The following is a 17,931-nucleotide window of genomic DNA, read 5'->3' as shown; positions in this document are numbered from 1 at the left end:
CAGCGCGGTCGGGGCCCGCTACTACGACCCCACCCTGGGCCGGTTCATCTCCGTGGACCCCGTGATGGACCTGACCGACCCCGCCCAATGGCACGGGTACTCCTACGCCAACAACAACCCCATCACCAACAGCGACCCCACCGGGCTGCTACCCGGGGCCCCCATGATCGACGGCCAGCACGGCAGCACGGTCGCGACCAACGGGTACCAGCGCCAGCGCCAGCGCGAGAAGGCGAAGGGCGGCGGCGGAACCGGCCCCGCGAGCGCCGTGACCAAGATCGTCAGCAAGCCGACGGCGACGACCTACGACGACCTGGCGAGCCTGTACAACGCGGGCGACTACGACGGCTTCCGTGCTGCGTGGACTCCCAAGGTCGAGCGCATGCTGGCCAACGATCCCAACCGGACCGTGGCCTGGTCGATGTACAGCGACGTCCTCGAACACGAGCGCGTGTGCGCCGAGCAGGCATGCGCCCCACCGTGCCGCGACCTCGCGTGCACCCTCATGGGGATGGCGAGCATCTTGTCTGGGTTCATCGTCGGCCCGATCCTCTCCCGGCTCTTCTCCGTCGCCCTCCTGCGCTTCGCCGCACGAGCACCCGCAACCACGGCCGCCAGCACCACAACAGCCGCAAACACCGGAACAGCGTTGGTCAAGTACGACGCGGACTTCGCGGTGGGGCAACTGACCGCGGGCGGGCGAGCTACGGCGTCACAGCTTGACGAGTTCGGGGCAGCCCAGGGGTGGGCTCGCAGTCAGACGGCTACGGGGCCGGTCAAGTACACCGACGGGAACGGTGTAGTGCGGTTGACGATCAAGCAGGGCAGTCCCCGCGCCCCCGGGAGCGGCGGTCCGCACGTCGAGCTCAGGAACGCCGACGGGGCCAGGATTGACCCATTTGGGAACCCGGTGTCGAGGACCAGCCCCGGCAACCACACCCCGATCGTGTGGGATTGGTGATCGCGATGTCTGACTACTGGAGCATCCCCGGCTTCGAGGGCCTCTACCTCGAGGACAGCTGGGTGCTAGACATCACCGCGCGGCCGGGGGGTCTGGAGTTCGTAGTCGACCTGGTCCTCCGCGAGTCTCATCCCCGGTACGAGGCGCCGAAGGCTGGCGAGCAGTACTGCCATCGCCGGGGTGTCCTTCGATTCGAAGGTGTGTCATCGCTGGCGTGGGAAGGGCAGGGCTCGGTGCCGGCGATCGACGCGACGGGTGAACAGGACTACGGAACGGTTGACGCCCTGAGGGTGACCGACGACGCCTACACGGTCGAGGGCGACTTCGGTCGCATCGTGGTGGCGTCGGCGCCGCCATCTGTCGAGTTCCTAGGTTGATCGCGGTGCCACGGGGCGTGCGCGATGGCTGGCGGGTCTGGGCCCTTGCTCTCGTGGCCGCCGCTTGGGCCGTCGCCGTCAGCCTGCTCGCCGCCGGTCCGGTGGCGGCAGCGGCGGGTGCCTCCCACTACGACACCGCGGCCTACGTCTACGACGCCCCTGCGCTGTTGTCGTCGCCGGACACTGCACCGAAGGACGCGCGGGGCTCACCGGCGGCGTCGGACGCGGGCTCCTGGCTGAGCCCTGTCTCCGTCCGTGATCGCGGTGTTGCCGCAAACACCGCACGCGCAGGAGCTGACGATGTCCTGAACGGCGTGCGTTTGCGGGCGCAGTTGACGGGCGAGGAGATCTCGGGCGGGCACGCGTTCCAGAAGCACGTGATCGATCAAGCGGAGTTCCCGGGGATCACGACGAGGCAGCAGTTCGCGTCACACATCGAGGATGTTGTGTTGAACGGTGAGATGCGCACGCTCTCGGGCGGCCGCACCGGCTACTGGCAGGACGGGACGGTCGTGATCCGCAATCCGGGGGCCGTCGACCGCGGCACTGCGTTCCGGCCCACGACAGGCTACGACTACTTCCTGAACACACTTCACTGAGGTTGGTGCCATGAGACTGGTTGACTCGGACGGCAATCTTGTTGTCGCGGTGACGCACGACGAGCTTCGCCTGCTGGCGAGTTCCATCGGCGAGACGCTGGAGGCTGTGGAGGAGTGGGAGTTCTCGACGCGCCTCGGCTTTGACGTCTCGGCGGCGCGGGCCTTGCGCTCGGACATCAACGAGATCCTGGCGCGCGCCGCAGATGCGCGCTGAACCGCCCCGGGTCTAGTGGAGGCTCTGGTGTGTCTCGCGTTCGGTGGAGTCGGATTCCTGGACTCTGGCGCCACTTGACCCTTGGGGCCAGGTCGCCTCCGAGCATCGGCGGCCGGGGCGGGAGCCTCAGCCCGGGCGCCTGGCGGCGGAGTTGGCGCTCAGTCCGCTGCGAGCGCCACCGTCGGCGGCAGGCGTGAGGCGCGCACCGAGGGTGCGATCCCCGCGACCGCGCCCGTCAGCAGGGCCGCGGCGACGCCGCCGACGACGACCGTGGCCGGGACCACCGTCGGCCAGCCGCGGGCCTGCGCCCACCACGCCGCCGCGAGCGCACCTAGCGCGGCCCCCGCCAGGCCACCCAGCAGGCACAGCACGAGCGCCTCGGTCATGAACTGCGCGCCCACGCTCGTGCGCTGCGCACCTAGCGCCCGCCGCAGCCCGATGTCCCGCCGACGCTCGAGCACCGACGCGAACAGGGTGTTCGCCACGCCGATCCCGCCCACCAGCAGCGCCACACCGGCCAGGCCCAGGAACAGCCCGTCGAACGCCTCCTGGCTCGCGGCTTTCGCCCCGAGCACGTCCGACGGTCGGCTCACCACGACCCTGCCCGGCTGCTGCGGCGAGAGCGTCGCCGCGAGCACCGGGCGCAGCTGCTCGATCGCGTCCTCCCGCGCCGTCACGTAGGCGACGGTGGGGTGGCCGTCGAACCCGAGCCAGCGCTGCGCGTCCCCCCAGTCGACGAGCACCGCCGTCTGCAGGTCCGCCGCGAGCGGCGTGGGCGCGAGCACCCCGACCACGCGGAACGGCACACCACCCACGTCGATCGTCACGGGCTCGGCGGGCAGGCGCTCGAGGCCGAGCCGCCTCGCGGCCGACGAGCCGAGCACCACGGTGGGGGCCACGTCGCCGTCGAGCATCTCGCCGTGCGCGACCCGCGCGCGGATCATCGGCAGCAGGTCGCCGTCCAGCGCGAGCGCGGTGAGCGCACCGTCCGCCACCAGTCGGTGCGGATTCGACCGCACCTCGGCGTGCGTGTTCGCGACGACCGCGGCCCGCGTCACCGGGCCCACGCGCCCGAGCATCCCCATGCTCTGCTGAGGCAGCGTCCGCAGCTCCTCGCCGCCCTGCACGGGGTCGATGCGCAGCAGGTCCGCACCCAGGTCCGAGAGCTGCCGCTCGAGGGCGGCCTGGGACGACGCCGGGATGCTCGTCACCAGCACCACGGTCGCGATGCCGACGGCGATCCCGAGCCCCGAGAGCGCGGTGCGCAGGCGGCGGGTGCGCAGCCCGAGGGTCCCGACCTCGAGCAGGTCCGTGACCGACAGCCGGCCGACCCTCGTGCGGCCGCGCCCCCGCAGCAAGCCCTCGCCCTGGCCCCTCACCCGACCACCACCGGTCGCGCGGCGACGTCGGACGTCACGCGGCCGTCGCGCAGCTCGACCCGACGCGGGGCGCGACGCGCGAGCTCGACGTCGTGCGTGATGATCACCACGGTCGTCCCGTCGCGGTGCAGCTGCTCGAGCTGCCCGACGACGACCTCCGCACTCGCGGTGTCGAGCGCCCCGGTGGGCTCGTCCGCGAGCAGCAGCACCGGGTCCTTCGCGACCGCGCGGGCGATCGCGACGCGCTGCCGCTCACCACCCGAGAGCTGCTGGGGTCGGTGCCGCGCACGGTGCGCGAGGCCCACCCGCTCGAGCGCCTCGAGCGCGCGTGACCGCCGCAGCCGTCGCGGCACGCCCGCGTAGAGCAGACCCGTCATGACGTTCTGGGTCGCGGTGAGCGCGTCGTCGAGGTGGAAGGCCTGGAACACGAACCCGAGGCGTCGCGCGCGGAGGTCGGTGAGGTCACGGTCGGCGAGCGCGGTCAGGTCCGTCCCGTCGAGGCGGACCGACCCCGCAGTGGGCGTGTCCAGCGCACCCATGAGGTGCAGCAACGTGGACTTGCCCGAGCCCGAGCACCCGACGATCGCGACCAGCTCACCGCGCTCGACGCGCAGACCCACCCGGTCCAGGGCGACGACGTCGGGCGGGAAGGCCTTGGTGACCTCGTCGAGCTCGAGCGTGGTCACTGCGCGGTCACCACGCTCATGCCGGCCTCGACCTCGGGTCCCGAGACCTCGACGAGGTCCGCGGTGAAGAGGCCCGTCTCGACGGCCACGAGGGTGCCGTCCTCGCGCTGCAGCGCATGACCGCCCTCGGCGAGCGCGAGCAGCGCGGCGACGGGGACGCTCAGCACCCGCGGGCGGCTTTCGACCTCGACGCGCACCGTCACGGTGCCGGAGTCCACGCCCTCGAGCGCGGCCTGGTCGGCCACCTCGATCACCACCTCCGCGGCGCCGTCCTCGCCCGACGTGCCCACCGAGCGCACCGTGCCCGCCGTCTCGGCGCCCCCCGCGAGCCTGACCGTCACCTCCGCACCCGTGGTGAAGGCGGCGGTGGAGACGCCGTCGGCCTGCACGCGCACCACCTTGCGGGTGCTCGTGACCCGCAGCAGCGGGCCCTGGTCGGCCGGGGCACCGAGCTGGGCGAGCACCGCCGAGACACGCACCTCCTCGGGCAGCACCACGACGTCGCCCGGGCGGATCGCCTCGAGGCGGCTCGCGGGGGCGTCCGCTCCCCCGGCGCGTTCCCCACCCGGCGGCGCGGTGGCCTCGTCACCCCTCGCGCCGGGCGACCCGGCGGCCTCCTCCTCGCCGTCACCACCAGCCGCGCCATCGCCCGCACCGGAGCCCGCCCCCGCACCGGACCCCGCGGCGCCGTCGTCGTCCGAGGTGGGTACCGGCACCGCCGGGAGGTCGTTCGCGCGACGCCACTCGCGCAGCCCGCGCGCAAACTTGGGGCCCGTGATGTCACCCTTCGGGAACTCGGCCAGGTGCCCGAGCGCCATGAGGTTCTCCGCGACCACCTCGACGTCCGCGCCCCGCAGGCCGCCCCCGTCGAGCTCGCGGTACAGCGGCGTGGTGCCCAGGAACAGCGGCACCGGCTGGTCGTCGACCCTCACCACCGCGTCCCCGCGCGCGAGCACGGTCCCGACCTCGGGCAACCAGGTGACGGTGCCCGTGCGGGCGAGCGACACCTCCTGCACGCCGTCGTGGTCGAGCGTGCCCGAGACCTCCTGCGTCACCACGAGGTCCTGACGCACCACCTCGACGGTCGCGCGCTCGGGCGTGGGCGTGGGCGTGGCCACGGGGTCGGGGACGTCGCGGGCACCCAGCCCCGCGGCCGCCCAGCTGCCGCCACCGACCAGCAGCACGGCGCCGAGCCCACCGGCCAGCCATCGGCCGCGTGACCTCATCCGCCCGCCCCGCTCGCCGCCGCCTCCTGCTCGCAACGGTCGACGTTCTCGAGCCCGAGGCTGATCGACGGCCCGTGGTTGTCCTCACCGCCGAACGCGAGGGACACCTGGCCCGCGTCCTGCGTCACCTCGACGTACGTGACCCCTGCGTCGCGCAGGCAGTCGACGACGGCCTGGGCGAAGTCGACCGCGTCCGGGTTCTGCACGTCCCACTCCCACGGCGGCAGGGGCGCGACCACCATGCAGGCCTCGTGGGCGGCCTCGAGCGCGGCCGTCTCCTCCTCGTCCACCGTCGCGGGCCCGACTTCCCCGTCGCCCGCCGCAGCCATCCGCCTGGCCATCGGGTCGATGCCGCTCTCCCCCTCGACGCACTCGTCGAAGCGCGCGTAGGCGGCGGTCTCCTCCTCGTCGCTGAAGTCGAGCCGCAGCCGCACCGGCTCGCCGTACCGCTCGACGAGCGGGTCCACGGCCTCCGACGACGGCGGCTCCTCCGCGTCCTCCTCGGTCTGGAGCGTCGCGACGTTGTCGCTCTCCTTGGTCGGCGCGGGCGGGGGCGGGGCCGGGTCGGCCTGCGGCGTCGCGCCCGAGCACGCGGCCAGGGCGAGGCACAGCCCCGCGAGGAGGGCGACCGCCGTCCGCCGCGCCGGTGGGCGGAGGTCGACGGCGGCCCGCAGGGCGAACGACGCGGAGGGTGCGGTGCGGGGCATCAGGAGCTCCTCGATCCGGGGACAGGTGGCTGCCGACGACGCTAGGAACGGAATGTGAGCAGCTCGTGAGCCCTGGTTGAGGCGATCGTGATCCTCGCCGCCACGGGCCCGCGCGTCCCTACGCTGACCCGCGTGACGACGATCCTGATCGCGGAGGACGACGCGCTGCAGGCGGAGCTCGTGCAGCGCTACCTGGGCCGCGAGGGCTTCCGCACCGAGGTGGTGGGCGACGGCAGGGCCGCGCTGCGGGCCGTCCGCGAGGGCGGCGCCGACCTCGTCGTGCTCGACGTGATGCTGCCGGGCGTCGACGGGTTCACCGTGTGCCGGACCCTGCGCGCCAGCGGGGACGAGACGCCGGTGCTCATGCTCACCGCCCGCGGTGACGAGGACGACCTGCTCACGGGTCTGGAGCTGGGCGCCGACGACTACCTGGCCAAGCCGTACTCACCCCGCGAGCTCGTGGCCCGCGTGCGCGCCCTGCTGCGCCGACGGCGTCCGGCGACCGCACCGCTCGTGGTGGGCCCCGTGGTGATCGACCCGTCCCGGCACGAGACCCGCGTGGACGGGCGGCTCGTCGAGCTGACCCACGGCGAGCTCCAGCTGCTCACCGCGCTCGCCGAGCACGTGGGCATGGTGCTCACGCGCGCCCAGCTGCTGCGGCACCTGCACGGCTCGGAGGCCTACCTGACCGAGCGGACCATCGACACGCACGTCAAGAACCTGCGCGCGAAGATCGAGCGCGAACCGCGCCGGCCCGAGCTGCTGCGCACCGTGTACGGGGTGGGCTACAAGATGGTCGAGCCGCCGCAGGGGCTCACCGGTGCGCCGTAGCCTCGTCGCGCGCCTGCTGGTCGCCGTGGTCGCGGTGACCCTCGTCGCGGTGCTCGGGACCTGGTGGCTCACCCAGAACACCCGCCCCAGCTACAGCCTCGCGCGTGCCGAGGTGACCACCACGGCCGACTTCGCGATCGCCGACGAGCTGCTCGTATGGGCCGGCGGTCACGGCGACTGGCAGGACGCCGTACCGCTCGTGCACCGCCTCGCGCTCGAGCACGACCGCCGCGTCGCCGTCGTGGCCGCCGACGGCGCCGTGCTGGTGGACACGCACCCCGGCCTCCCGCTGCCCGAGCACGCGCGCTGGTCCGTCGACCCGTGGTCGATGCTCGTCGAGGAGCGCGTGGCGCTGCGCGACGGCACTGAGGCGCCCGTCTCCTCGGCCTGGACCCTTCCGCCGCACCTCACGGGCGCGCTCACGCTCACGCCCGACGAGCGAACCGACCTCATGACGCAGGCGACGTCGCTCGCGGACTGCCTCGGGATCCCGGCCCAGCGGGCCGTCACGATGTGGCCCACGGGCCGCCCGGTGCTGACCGTCGCGGACGACGTCGCGGGGTGCGACGCCACCGCGCTCGAGGCTCCCGTGCCCACCGAGGAGCACGCGCTCGCGACGCTCAGCTCGCTGACCGACGCCTGCCTGCTCGAGGCGGGGCACGACGCCGTCGGGCCCGTGGTGCTCGGCCTCGAGCCGGGCGAGCACGTGACGCTCGCACTCGGCGACCCCGCGCAGCCACGTGCGGTGGCGACGGGCACCCCCGAGTCCGACTGCCTCGACGAGGCCTTCGTCGAGGCCTCGGCCGGGACGGTCGCGCCCCCCGTCACCGTCTACCTGACGGACACCCGCGGGGACGTGCGCGGCGTGCTCGACCTCAGCCCCGGCTCGATGGCACGGATCGCGGCCGTGTCCCTCGGCATCCTGGCGCTCGTGCTCGCGACCGCCTGGTTCGTCGGGGTGCCCGCGGTGCGTCAGGTGCGCGAGGTGACCCGCGCCGCGCGTCGGCTCGCGGCGGGCGACCTCACCGTGACCGTCCCCGTGCGCGGCGGCGACGAGGTGTCCGAGCTCGCGACGGCGTTCAACACGATGTCCACGGAGCTCACGCGGGCCCGCGACCAGCAGCGACGCCTCACGAGCGACGTCGCGCACGAGCTGCGGACCCCGCTCACCACGCTGCGCGGCTGGCTCGAGGGGGCGCAGGACGGCGTGGTCCCGACCGACCGTCGCCTGGTGGAGGTGCTGCACGGCGAGACCATGCACCTCCAGCGCATCGCGGCGGACCTGCACACCCTCACGCTCGCGGAGTCCGGCCGGCTCGAGGCGCAGCGTGCGCCGGTGGACCTGACCGGGCTGCTGCGCGACGCGGTGCGCTCAGCGGCGGTGCGTGCGGCCGCCGCGGGGATCGAGGTCGCGAGCGAGGTCGGCGATGCCCTGGTCGTGACCGGCGACGCCGAACGCCTGCGGCAGGTGGCCGACAACCTGCTCGAGAACGCGCTGCGGCACTCGGGCGGGCGCCACGTCACGCTCCGGGCAGCTCGGCAGGCGAGCGAGGTGCGGGTCGAGGTGCACGACGACGGCGCGGGCATCGCCGCGGACGACGTGCCGCACGTGTTCGACAGGTTCTGGCGGGCCGACCGCTCGCGTGCCCGCGAGAGCGGCGGCAGCGGCCTGGGCCTGGCGATCACGCGCGAGCTGGTCGAGCTGCACGGCGGCTCGGTGCGCGTGACGAGCGAACCGGGGGCGGGCAGCACCTTCACCGTGGTGCTGCCCGCCGTCCCGCTCACGCGGTCGCGGCCCTGACCAGGTCGACCAGCTCGACGACGTCGGGCTCCCAGTCGAGCGCCGCGGGGAGCGCCTCGGCCTCGGCGCGGAGCTCGGCCGCGCTGACGTCACGCGCCCACGGCCCACCCAGCAGCCGGTCCGTCAGCAGCGCGACCACCAGGTCCTGACGCAGGCGCGGCGACGCCTCGCGGGGCGAGTCGGCGCACCGCGAGCGGTCCAGGCTCGCGGCCCGCTCGACGGCCTCACCAGACTCGTCGAGGTAGCGCACCGTCGCCGTCACGAACGGTGCGTCCGACCGCCCCTCGCGCAGCGCGACCTCGTAGAGCGCGGTGGTCGAGTGCCCGGCGAACACCTCGCCGGCGTCGACGGCGTCGTTGCGGAAGTCCTCGTCCGCGAGCGCCCGGTTCTCGTACCCCAGGAGGCGGTAGGACGAGACCTGCGCGGGGTCGAACTCGACCTGCGCCCGAGCGTCTGTGGCCGTCACCACGAGCGAGCCCGTGAGCCCCGTCGCGAACACGCGCTCGGCCTCGGCCGCCGAGTCGAGGTACACGTGCCACCCGTCGCCCTGGTTCGCGAGCTGCTCGAGCAGGTGGTCGTTGTAGGTGGTGATGCCCACGCCCACGGAGATCAGGTTGGTGCCTGCCTGGGCCTCGCTGCTGATCCTCGCGAGAATGCCCTCGGGATCGGTCTCGCCCACGTTCGCGACACCGTCGCTCACCAGCACCACCCGGTTCATGCGGCCCTCGGTGCGCATCGACAGCGCGAGGTCGTAACCGAGCGCGAGGCCGGCTGCGGCGTTCGTGGAGTCCCGGGGGGCGAGGGTGTCGATGGTCGACATGACGGCGGCACGCTCGGAGACGGGGGTGGGCTCGAGCACGACGTCGGCCTCGGTCGAGTAGCAGACCATGGCCACCCGGTCGGTGGGCCGCAGCGCGTTGACCAGCGTGCGCAGCGCGTGCTGGGTGGTCGCCATCTTCCCGGCCTCGCTCATGGAGCCCGAGCAGTCGACCACCAGCGTGAGATCCACGTCCGTGCGCTCCTCGCTCGACACGGGGGCGCTGGCGATGCCCACGCGCACCAGGCGGTGCTCGGGCCGGAAGGGCAGCGTCGTCGCGTCGATGCTGACCCCGAGCCCGCGCTCGGGCGCCTCGTAGTCCTGCGCGAAGTAGTTGACGAACTCCTCGGTGCGCACCTCGGCCGGGTCCACGTACGAGCCCTGGCGGACGGCGTCGCGGAACCTGCTGTAGGAGCCGGTGTCGATGTCGAGCGCGAAGGTCGACTGCGCGTCCTGCGCCGCGTCGGTCATGCCGTCGCGGGTGGGCGCCGTCGGGTCCTCGAGGGACGGGTCGGGGTACGGCTCGTCGAGGCCGTTCGGGCCCGGCTCCACGTAGCCGGCCTCGTCGGAGGCGCCACCGTCGCCCGCGGTGCAGCCCGCGAGCGCGAGGGCGGTGACGAGCGCCGCTCCGGTGAGACCAGCCGTCCTGCTGCGTTGGGTGCGCATCTCGACCCTCATCCCCCTCGATCCGGTGTGTGCCTCGGACGCTAGGCGCGGCGGGGGTGGGCTCGGGGGTGGAGTTGCCAGGTCGTGACCGGACAGATGATCTTGCGCGTCACCTGTGACCGTGCCGTGGCCGGTCCGTGACCTGCGGCTACGCCGTTCGGGGCAGGTGCGGGTTGTGGACGCGCCGTCGTCGGCGCCCGGCCGCGTGGAAGGATCGGGGGCATGTCGCAGCAGCCCACCGCCCCTGACGCCACGCCCGCCGGCGCGCCCGACGCCGCGCAGCGCCGCAGCCTCGCGGAGGTCACGCCGCCCATCGCGCTGGGCCCGCTCGACGGGCGCTACCGGGCCGCCGTCGCACCGCTCGTGGACCACCTGTCGGAAGCCGCGCTCAACCGCGAGCGCGTGCACGTCGAGGTCGAGTGGCTCATCCACCTCACCTCGCACCACGTGGTGCCGGGGGCGCCCACGCTCTCGAGCGAGGAGCGCGAGTACCTGCGCGACGTGGTCCGCACGTTCGACGCGGACACGATCGCGGAGCTCGCGGCGACCGAGCGCGTGACCGTGCACGACGTCAAGGCCGTCGAGTACCTGCTCAAGGAGCGCCTCGCGGCCGCGCCGCAGGTGCTGGGCGAGGACACGGTGCTGCCCGCGGTCACCGAGCTCGTGCACTTCGCGTGCACCAGCGAGGACGTCAACAACCTCTCCTACGCGCTCATGGTGCAGGGCGCCGTCCGGAACGTGTGGCTGCCCGCCGCGAAGGCCCTGGTGGGCGAGCTCGCCGAGATGGCGCGGGACCTCGCCGAGGTGCCGATGCTCGCGCGTACCCACGGCCAGCCGGCGACGCCCACCACGCTCGGCAAGGAGCTCGCCGTCCTCGCCCACCGCCTCCAGCGGCAGGTGCGGCGCATCGAGGGCGCCGAGTACCTCGGCAAGATCAACGGCGCGACGGGCACGTACGGCGCGCACCTGGCCGCGGTGCCGCGGGCCGACTGGATCGGCGTGAGCCGTGGCTTCGTCGAGCACCTGGGCCTCACGTGGAACCCGCTCACCACGCAGATCGAGTCGCACGACTGGCAGGCCGAGCTCTACGCCGACGTCGCGCGGTTCAACCGCGTGCTGCACAACCTCGCCACGGACGTGTGGACCTACATCTCGCTCGGCTACTTCGCGCAGGTGCGCGGGCAGGGCACCGTGGGCTCGTCGACCATGCCGCACAAGGTCAACCCGATCCGGTTCGAGAACGCCGAGGCGAACCTCGAGATCTCGTCCGCGCTGCTCGACACCCTGGGCGCGACGCTCGTCACCTCGCGCCTGCAGCGTGACCTCACGGACTCGACCACGCAGCGCAACATCGGCCCCGCGTTCGGCCACTCGCTGCTCGCGATCGACAACGTGCGGCGCGGGCTCTCGGGCCTCGACGCGGACCCTGCGGCCATGGAGCGCGACCTCGACGCCAACTGGGAGGTGCTGGGCGAGGCCGTGCAGTCGGCCATGCGCGCCGCGGGCGTGGCCGGGGTGCCGGGCATGGACGAGCCGTACGAGCGGCTCAAGGAGCTCACGCGCGGCCGGCGCATCACGGGGGACGACCTGCGCGAGTTCGTCGCGGGCCTGGGCCTGCCCGACGACGTCGCCTCGCGGCTGAGCGCGATGACGCCGGCGACGTACACGGGTGCCGCCGCGGACCTCGTGCGCTACCTCGACGCGTGAGCGCTCGCTAGGGTTCTGCGCGTGCCGATCGGGGGGAACCCGGACGAGATCCGGGCACAGGCAGCGCGCGTGCGTACGTGGGCGGAGTCGTTGGACTCGACGGCCGACGACGTGCGCGCGGGGTACGGCGTGACGTGGGTGGGGGTCGCGGGCGACCGTTACCGCGAGCGCCTCCGCGAGCACGCCCAGCACGTGGCGGACCGCCGCGAGGAGCTGCGCGGCCTGGCGCGCGACCTCGACCGGCTCGCCGACGAGCTCGAGGAGCGGCAGGCCGCGATCCGGCGCGCCGCAGCCGCCGTGGAGGACGCGCTCGACGGCGCCCGGCGCACGCTCGGCCGGCTGTGGGACATGGGGCGTGACCTCTGGAACGCGGGTGAGCGCGAGGCCGAGGCCGCCGCACGCCGCGTGATCGACGCCGCGGGCGAGCTGCCGCCGCCCGGGGACCCCCGCTGGCTCGAGATCGCGAAGAACGTGGTGCGCTGATGGAGACGTTGACACTGCAGCCGGCCGACGACGGCGTGCTGCGCGTCCGGCTGCGCGAGTCCGACTGGGCCGCGGTGCTCGGCGTGTCCGGGGCGACGCTGCCCGAGTGGGCCACGCCGCTCGTCCCGCCCGGAGGCGCGTTGGTCGCGTCCGAGGCCGTGCCCGACGACGCGCTGCGGGACGCCGTCGGGCTCGCGGGGGCGGTCGAGGTCGAGGTGAGCGCCGTGGCCGGCACGCGCGGGGTGCTCGCGCTGCTGCGCACGGATGGCGTGGTCGGCAGTGCCGTGGTGCGCGGCATCGAGGCGCTGCCCCAGGGCTCCACGACGGCGACCAGGCCGCGTCCGGGCGTCGAGGTCAGCGCGTTCCCCGTGGGACGCCTGCTCGACGAGGTGCTGCGCCTCGTGCCGCCCGCCCCCGAGACGGACGTCCCGGACGCCGTCGTGCCCGTGGAGCTCACGGTGGCGCTGGGCCGCGCCATCCGCGAGGGCCGCACGGAGATGGTCGAGGCGATCACCGCAGATCTCGGGCTCGAGCAGCCGCCCGCCGTGGTGGAGTCGCTCGCCCGGACCCTCGACGGGCAGCTGAGCGTCACGGTGCGCAGCGCCGGGACCGCGCGCACGTCGGTCGGTTCGTGGCTTCGGTGCGACGCGGGCTGGGTCGAGCTCACCCCCGCGCGCGGCGAGATGCTGCGGCACCGCGTGCGCACGCGCGAGCAGATCGGGCAGACGCTGCTGAGCGACCTCACCGGGCGCATGGACCGCGCGCTCGCCGCAGCCCGGGAGGCGTCGTGACGATCGAGGTGAGCGGCGGCGCGGGCGGCGTCACCGCGCGGCACGAGGACATGCGCAGCCACGCGGGCGTGCTCGACACCGCGGGTGACGAGGTGCGGCAGTGGGCCGACGACGTCGCGCGGGTGGCCCTGGACGAGTCGGTGGTCGCGTCCGCGCTGCTGTGCCCCGCCGAGGCCGCGGCCGTGGGGGTCGCGGTGGCCGACGCGAGCCTGTCGATGATCACCCTGAGCACGCGCATGGAGGGTTCGGCCCTCGTGCTGCGGGCCAGCGTCGAGACCTACGAGCTCGTGGACGCGACGCGGCAGCAGGTGCTCGAGGCCCTCGACCGCGCGGGCGGGTTCATGCTGGGCCTGGCGCTGCCCGGGCTGGTGCTCGGCTCGGGGCTCGTGCTCGTGACCAGCCCGGCGCTGCTCGCGGCGCTCGGCCTCACGGTGGGGCGCGACCCCGAGGGTGCGCTCACCGCTCTCCAGGAGACGCTGTTCGAGAACCCGTGGCTGCTCGAGCAGCTCACGCAGAGCGCGCCGTGGATGGTGCAGGGTCTCTCGACCTCCGTCATGGGCTCGCCGCTGAGCTGGCTCCTGTCGGGCGGCACGTGGCCCACGTCGGACTACGAGAGCGCCGTCGCGGGGCTCGTTGCGCTGGGCGGGCTGGGCGGCGGGTTCCAGGACCTGGGCGACTTCGACCCGGTGCGCGTCGCGGAGCACAAGGGCGTCGCGCCGACGTCGGTCGAGAGCATCTTCGACCAGCAGAGCTCGCTGGGCGCCGCCGGCAGCGAGGGGCAGATCCAGGTGGTGCGCGTACCTGGGCCGGACGGCTCGTCGTCGTGGGTGGTGCAGATCCCCGGCACGCAGGACTGGTCGCCCGTGCGCGGCGACAACCCCGTGGACCTCACGACCAACGTCAACCTCATGGCGGGCGAGCAGACGGCGCTCCAGGAGGCGATCGCGGAGGCGATGCACGCCGCCGGGGTGGACCCGAGCGACCCGGTGATGCTGACCGGGCACAGCCAGGGCGGGATCGCGGCCGCGTCACTCGCGTCCGACCCGGGGTTCCGGGAGCAGTTCAACGTGCGCTCGGTGGTCACGGGCGGCTCGCCGGTCGCACGGTTCGACATCCCCGACGACGTCTCGGTGCTCTCGATCGAGCACGACCAGGACGTGGTGCCGATGCTCGAGGGCCGCGAGAACCCCGACCGGCCGAACTGGGTGACCGTCGAGCGCGACGCCTCGGACTCGGTCGAGCTCGCCGAGCAGGGCTACACGGTGGGGGCCGTGCACGGCACGGGCGTGTACGCGGAGACGGGTGCGGTGGTCGACGGTTCGGAGGACCCGTCGGTCGCCGCGTGGCGTGCGGCCAACGAGCAGTTCCTGGCGGGCGACCGGTACGGCAGCCCGCAGGTGGACCGCTACCGGCTCGAGCCCGACCGGTGAGGCGGGCGCAGCGGCGCGGCGCGGCGACCGTGCTGGTGGCCGGGACCGCGGCGGGCCTGCTCGCGGCATGCCTCCCCTCAGGTGGGCGTGAGCCCGAGCGCACGCCCGTCCCCGACGAGGTGATCTTCGACGCCGTCCGCGAGATCCCGGGCGTCACCGGCCACGACCTCGTCTACACCGACACCTTCGGCTCGACCGGCTACAGCGGTGAGGTCGTGGTGAGCGACGACGCCGATCCGGCCTGCGTGCTCGACAGGACCCTCGCGCTGCTGTGGCAGGGACGCTCCTACCTCTCGGTGGCGGTCAAGCAGGGGGACGAGTTCACCCACCCTGCCGATCTCGCCGACGGCCTGCCCCGCGCCGCCGCGTTCGCCGAGCGCTACGGCGACAAGCCCGACGACGGCGTGCTGCGCGAGGTCGACCCGCCGGCCTGCGCGGGCTGAGGGGGCCTTCGACGCGTCAGCGCGCAGCGGGCGGCACCGACGGGACGTCGAGCCGCCACGGTGGTGCACATCTTGTCCGCGAAGGTCTGCCGACGCGCGTCCCAGATCGGCCACACCCGGCACCCGGCACCCGGCACCCGGCACCCGGCACCCGGCACCCGGCACCCGAGGAGTGTGGAGCGTTTCCGGGGTCCCCACCGGCGTGTCGCGTCGGATGCGCTCCACACGGGCCGGGAACCCTCCACACAGGTTCGGAACGCTCCACGTGCGGGGGCGGGTGAGGTCCCCGCGGCGGGTGAGGTGCCTGGCGCGGCTTCGCGCGGCGACTACTCCGGGAGGTCGACGTCGAGGCCGAAGACGGCCTCGAGGCCCTCGCGGTACTCGCCGTGGCGGCCCTCGCGCGCGTGCTCGCGGGCCCGGACCGCCGGGGTGTGCAGCAGGGTCGCGGCGAACCTGCGCAGCGAGCGCTCGGTGAGCGCGACCGACGCCTCGCCCTCGCCGCGCGCACGGGCCTGGGCGCGGGCACGGGCGAGCTCGGCCTCGAGGGCCTGGCTCACGTGGTCACGCAGCGCGACGACGGCGGGGGCGACCACCTGCTCGACCATCGCCTCCTCGAACGCGGCGACGGCCTCGTCGACGATCCTCAGGCCGGCCTGCACCTCGGGGGTTACGGTCGTGGGCGAGTGACGCTGCACCACCGCGAGGTCGATCAGCTCGACGCCGGGCACGTGCCCCACCTCGGGGTCGATGTCGTGGTGCAGCGCGAGGTCGACGAGCACCGTCGGCCGCGCGGCACCGTCGGGTCCGGTGGCGCGCTCGCGGGCCGTCCGCACCATCGCGGCGTCGACGACGGGTCCGAGCGCACCGCTGCAGGAGACCACGAGCTCGGCGTGGGCGAGGCACTCGTCGAGCCCGTCGGTGGGGACGGCCTCGAGCCCGCGCTCGGCCGCGAACACCTGTGCGCGGCCCGACGGCGAGTGCACGTGGACGTCCCGGGCGCCGCGGGCCCGCAGCGCGGTGACGCTCGCGCCCGCGTACGAGCCGGTGCCGATCAGCAGCACGCGTGCGCTCGCGAGGTCCACGGTCTGCGCGGCGAGGTCGAGCGCGACCCCCACCACCGAGCGGCCCGTGCTCCCGAGGCCGGTGCGGGCACCCACGGCGCGGGACGTGCGCGACGCCGTCTGGAAGAGCCGCTCGAGCGCGGCCGACGTCGTCCCGTCGCCGCGTGCGGTCGCGAGGGCGCGACGCACCTGACCGGCGACCTCGCGCTCCCCCACCACCATCGAGTCGAGGCCCGAGGCCACGGTGAAGAGGTGACGCGCCACGGCCGGGCCGGTGCGCTGCTGGAGCGACGACGCGACGTCGTCGTGCGCGAGGCCGCTCGCGGCGGCGACGGCGTCCACGGTCACGGCCGCGACCGCGGAGGCCACGGACGCCCGGGCGCCGGGGTCACGGTGCTCGGCCCCCGCGGCCGGGTCCACGTCCAGGTACACCTCGAACCGGTTGCAGGTCGCGAGGACCACGCAGCCGGTGACCAGGGGGCTGTCGGCCACGACCGCCGACCCCACCGAGTGGCTCCCGGAGCTCAGCTGCTCCAGCACGTCGAGGTCGAGGTCGCGGTGACTCGCCGTGAGGGACATGAGCACCACAACTCGCTGAGTTAACCAGCCCGAGGAATGTTCGGCACAATCGTCAGGTGACGCTTCCCGCAACTCATCCCATGACCGACGCCCGGACGGCGAATTCTGCGCTGGTCCGAGCATTTCGGTCCCTCCCGTCGCGTGACGAGGATCACGGGCCCGACGGCGCCCGCCGGGTCCCGGTCTGGTTCATGCGGCAGGCCGGGCGCTCGCTGCCCGAGTACCGGGAGCTGCGCACCGGCGTGACCATGCTCGCAAGCTGCCTCGAGCCCGAGCTCGCGAGCGAGATCACGCTGCAGCCCGTGCGCCGTCACGGCGTGGACGCGGGGATCTTCTTCAGCGACATCGTGGTGCCGCTGCTGCTCGCCGGGGTTGACGTGGACATCGTGCCCGGCACCGGCCCCGTCTTCGCTGAGCCCGTGCGCACGGCCGGCGACGTCGCGCGGCTGCGCCCGCTCGAGGTCGAGGCGCTCGACCCGGTGGTCGAGGCCGTGCGCCTGACGGTCGAGGCCCTGGGCAGCACGCCGCTCATCGGGTTCGCCGGCGCACCGTTCACGCTCGCGAGCTACCTGGTCGAGGGCGGGCCCTCCAAGGACCAGCTGCGTGCCCGCACGCTCATGCACGCCGAGCCCGAGACCTGGCGCGCGCTCATGGACTGGGCGGCCGATGTCACGGGCACGTTCCTGCGCGCCCAGGTGCTCGCGGGGGCGAGCGCGGCGCAGCTCTTCGACTCGTGGGCGGGCTCGCTGTCGCTCGCGGACTACCAGGCGCACGTGGCGCCGGCCTCGGCCCGTGCGCTGTCCCACGTGCGCGACCTCGACGTGCCGGTGGTGCACTTCGGCACCGGTACCTCCGAGCTGCTCGCGGCGATGCGTGACGTGGGCGCGGACGTGGTGGGCGTGGACCACCGCCTGCCGCTCGACGAGGCCAACCGTCGGCTCGGCGGCCGCACGCCGCTCCAGGGCAACATCGACCCGGCCCTGCTGGGCGCGCCGTGGCCGGTGCTCGAGGCGCACGTGCGCGACGTCATCGCGCGCGGTGCGAGCGCGCCGGGCCACGTGCTCAACCTGGGCCACGGCGTGCCGCCGACCACGGACCCCGACGTGCTGACGCGGATCGTGCGCCTCGCGCACGGGGAGACGGACCTGCACGGCGAGCCGGAAGAGAGCTGAC

18 protein-coding genes are annotated in these 17,931 nt (G+C 74.1%); 12 read left to right on the top strand and 6 right to left on the bottom strand.

Going from position 1 to position 17,931, the window contains the following annotated elements:
* The 4 genes from GXB85_RS17905 to GXB85_RS14455 form a co-directional block, all read left to right on the top strand.
* A partial coding sequence (locus GXB85_RS17905; RefSeq protein WP_202627999.1) for an RHS repeat-associated core domain-containing protein occupies positions 1 to 961 on the top strand: 961 nt, incomplete at its 5' end.
* A 5-nt stretch (positions 962 to 966) separates the two neighbouring features.
* The gene (locus GXB85_RS14465) at positions 967 to 1,338 is read left to right on the top strand and encodes a hypothetical protein (protein WP_161918370.1); all 372 of its coding nucleotides are present in this window, start codon (positions 967 to 969) and stop codon (positions 1,336 to 1,338) included.
* The gene (locus GXB85_RS14460; protein ID WP_161918369.1) at positions 1,335 to 1,937 is read left to right on the top strand and encodes a hypothetical protein; all 603 of its coding nucleotides are present in this window, start codon (positions 1,335 to 1,337) and stop codon (positions 1,935 to 1,937) included. The genes GXB85_RS14465 and GXB85_RS14460 overlap by 4 nt, the downstream gene beginning before the upstream one ends.
* 10 nt (positions 1,938 to 1,947) lie before the next feature.
* Complete coding sequence (locus tag GXB85_RS14455) at positions 1,948 to 2,151, top strand: hypothetical protein (protein WP_161918368.1); 204 nt, start codon at positions 1,948 to 1,950, stop codon at positions 2,149 to 2,151.
* Positions 2,152 to 2,309: 158 nt separating this feature from the next.
* Here GXB85_RS14455 and GXB85_RS14450 read toward each other — a convergent pair whose 3' ends face one another.
* From GXB85_RS14450 to GXB85_RS14435, 4 genes are read right to left on the bottom strand one after another with little or no spacing between them, the layout of a single operon-like run.
* Positions 2,310 to 3,530, bottom strand: coding sequence for an ABC transporter permease (locus GXB85_RS14450; protein ID WP_370524260.1), 1,221 nt, complete (start codon positions 3,528 to 3,530; stop codon positions 2,310 to 2,312).
* Positions 3,527 to 4,216, bottom strand: coding sequence for an ABC transporter ATP-binding protein (locus GXB85_RS14445; protein ID WP_161918367.1), 690 nt, complete (start codon positions 4,214 to 4,216; stop codon positions 3,527 to 3,529). Before GXB85_RS14445 ends, GXB85_RS14450 begins: the two co-directional genes overlap by 4 nt.
* Positions 4,213 to 5,442, bottom strand: coding sequence for a hypothetical protein (locus GXB85_RS14440; RefSeq protein ID WP_161918366.1), 1,230 nt, complete (start codon positions 5,440 to 5,442; stop codon positions 4,213 to 4,215). Before GXB85_RS14440 ends, GXB85_RS14445 begins: the two co-directional genes overlap by 4 nt.
* Positions 5,439 to 6,149 carry a hypothetical protein gene (locus GXB85_RS14435; protein ID WP_161918365.1) on the bottom strand — a complete coding sequence of 237 codons (711 nt, stop codon included), beginning with the start codon at positions 6,147 to 6,149 and terminating at the stop codon, positions 5,439 to 5,441. Before GXB85_RS14435 ends, GXB85_RS14440 begins: the two co-directional genes overlap by 4 nt.
* A gap of 132 nt (positions 6,150 to 6,281) precedes the next feature.
* Between GXB85_RS14435 and GXB85_RS14430 the strand changes: the two genes are divergently transcribed.
* A complete protein-coding gene (locus tag GXB85_RS14430; RefSeq protein ID WP_370524259.1) occupies positions 6,282 to 6,980 on the top strand; it encodes a response regulator transcription factor in 699 nt (232 codons plus the stop codon).
* Complete coding sequence (locus GXB85_RS18940) at positions 6,970 to 8,781, top strand: HAMP domain-containing sensor histidine kinase (RefSeq protein WP_161918364.1); 1,812 nt, start codon at positions 6,970 to 6,972, stop codon at positions 8,779 to 8,781. Before GXB85_RS14430 ends, GXB85_RS18940 begins: the two co-directional genes overlap by 11 nt.
* On the opposite strand, the gene GXB85_RS14420 is transcribed toward GXB85_RS18940, so the two are convergent.
* Positions 8,762 to 10,276: a VWA domain-containing protein gene (locus GXB85_RS14420; RefSeq protein ID WP_161918363.1), complete on the bottom strand. Its 1,515-nt coding sequence runs from the start codon at positions 10,274 to 10,276 to the stop codon at positions 8,762 to 8,764. The genes GXB85_RS18940 and GXB85_RS14420 overlap by 20 nt on opposite strands.
* Before the next feature lie 210 nt (positions 10,277 to 10,486).
* On the opposite strand from GXB85_RS14420, the gene purB reads away from it, so the two are divergent.
* The 5 genes from purB to GXB85_RS14395 are packed head-to-tail and all read left to right on the top strand — an operon-like array spanning position 10,487 to position 15,118.
* Positions 10,487 to 11,971 carry an adenylosuccinate lyase gene (purB, locus tag GXB85_RS14415; RefSeq protein ID WP_161918362.1) on the top strand — a complete coding sequence of 495 codons (1,485 nt, stop codon included), beginning with the start codon at positions 10,487 to 10,489 and terminating at the stop codon, positions 11,969 to 11,971.
* Positions 11,972 to 11,992: 21 nt separating this feature from the next.
* Entirely contained in the window at positions 11,993 to 12,454 is a 462-nt protein-coding gene (locus GXB85_RS14410) for a WXG100 family type VII secretion target (protein WP_161918361.1), read from the top strand.
* Positions 12,454 to 13,245 (top strand): hypothetical protein, encoded by a 792-nt coding sequence (locus GXB85_RS14405; RefSeq protein WP_161918360.1) that lies wholly within the window; start codon positions 12,454 to 12,456, stop codon positions 13,243 to 13,245. The genes GXB85_RS14410 and GXB85_RS14405 overlap by 1 nt, the downstream gene beginning before the upstream one ends.
* Positions 13,242 to 14,675: a hypothetical protein gene (locus GXB85_RS14400; RefSeq protein WP_161918359.1), complete on the top strand. Its 1,434-nt coding sequence runs from the start codon at positions 13,242 to 13,244 to the stop codon at positions 14,673 to 14,675. Before GXB85_RS14405 ends, GXB85_RS14400 begins: the two co-directional genes overlap by 4 nt.
* A complete protein-coding gene (locus GXB85_RS14395; protein WP_161918358.1) occupies positions 14,672 to 15,118 on the top strand; it encodes a hypothetical protein in 447 nt (148 codons plus the stop codon). Before GXB85_RS14400 ends, GXB85_RS14395 begins: the two co-directional genes overlap by 4 nt.
* 326 nt (positions 15,119 to 15,444) lie before the next feature.
* Here GXB85_RS14395 and GXB85_RS14390 read toward each other — a convergent pair whose 3' ends face one another.
* Positions 15,445 to 16,758, bottom strand: a complete 1,314-nt coding sequence (locus GXB85_RS14390) for a glutamyl-tRNA reductase (protein WP_202628008.1) — start codon at positions 16,756 to 16,758, stop codon at positions 15,445 to 15,447.
* Positions 16,759 to 16,838: 80 nt separating this feature from the next.
* Between GXB85_RS14390 and hemE the strand changes: the two genes are divergently transcribed.
* The gene (gene hemE, locus GXB85_RS14385) at positions 16,839 to 17,930 is read left to right on the top strand and encodes a uroporphyrinogen decarboxylase (RefSeq protein ID WP_161918356.1); all 1,092 of its coding nucleotides are present in this window, start codon (positions 16,839 to 16,841) and stop codon (positions 17,928 to 17,930) included.
* Position 17,931: the final 1 nt, after the last annotated feature.

It is taken from the genome of Cellulomonas sp. APG4 (assembly GCF_009996735.1).
Taxonomy (GTDB): Bacteria; Actinomycetota; Actinomycetes; order Actinomycetales; family Cellulomonadaceae; genus Actinotalea.
The sequence above is the reverse complement of the archived record's forward strand: the minus strand, read 5'-3'. Positions and strand labels throughout refer to the sequence as shown.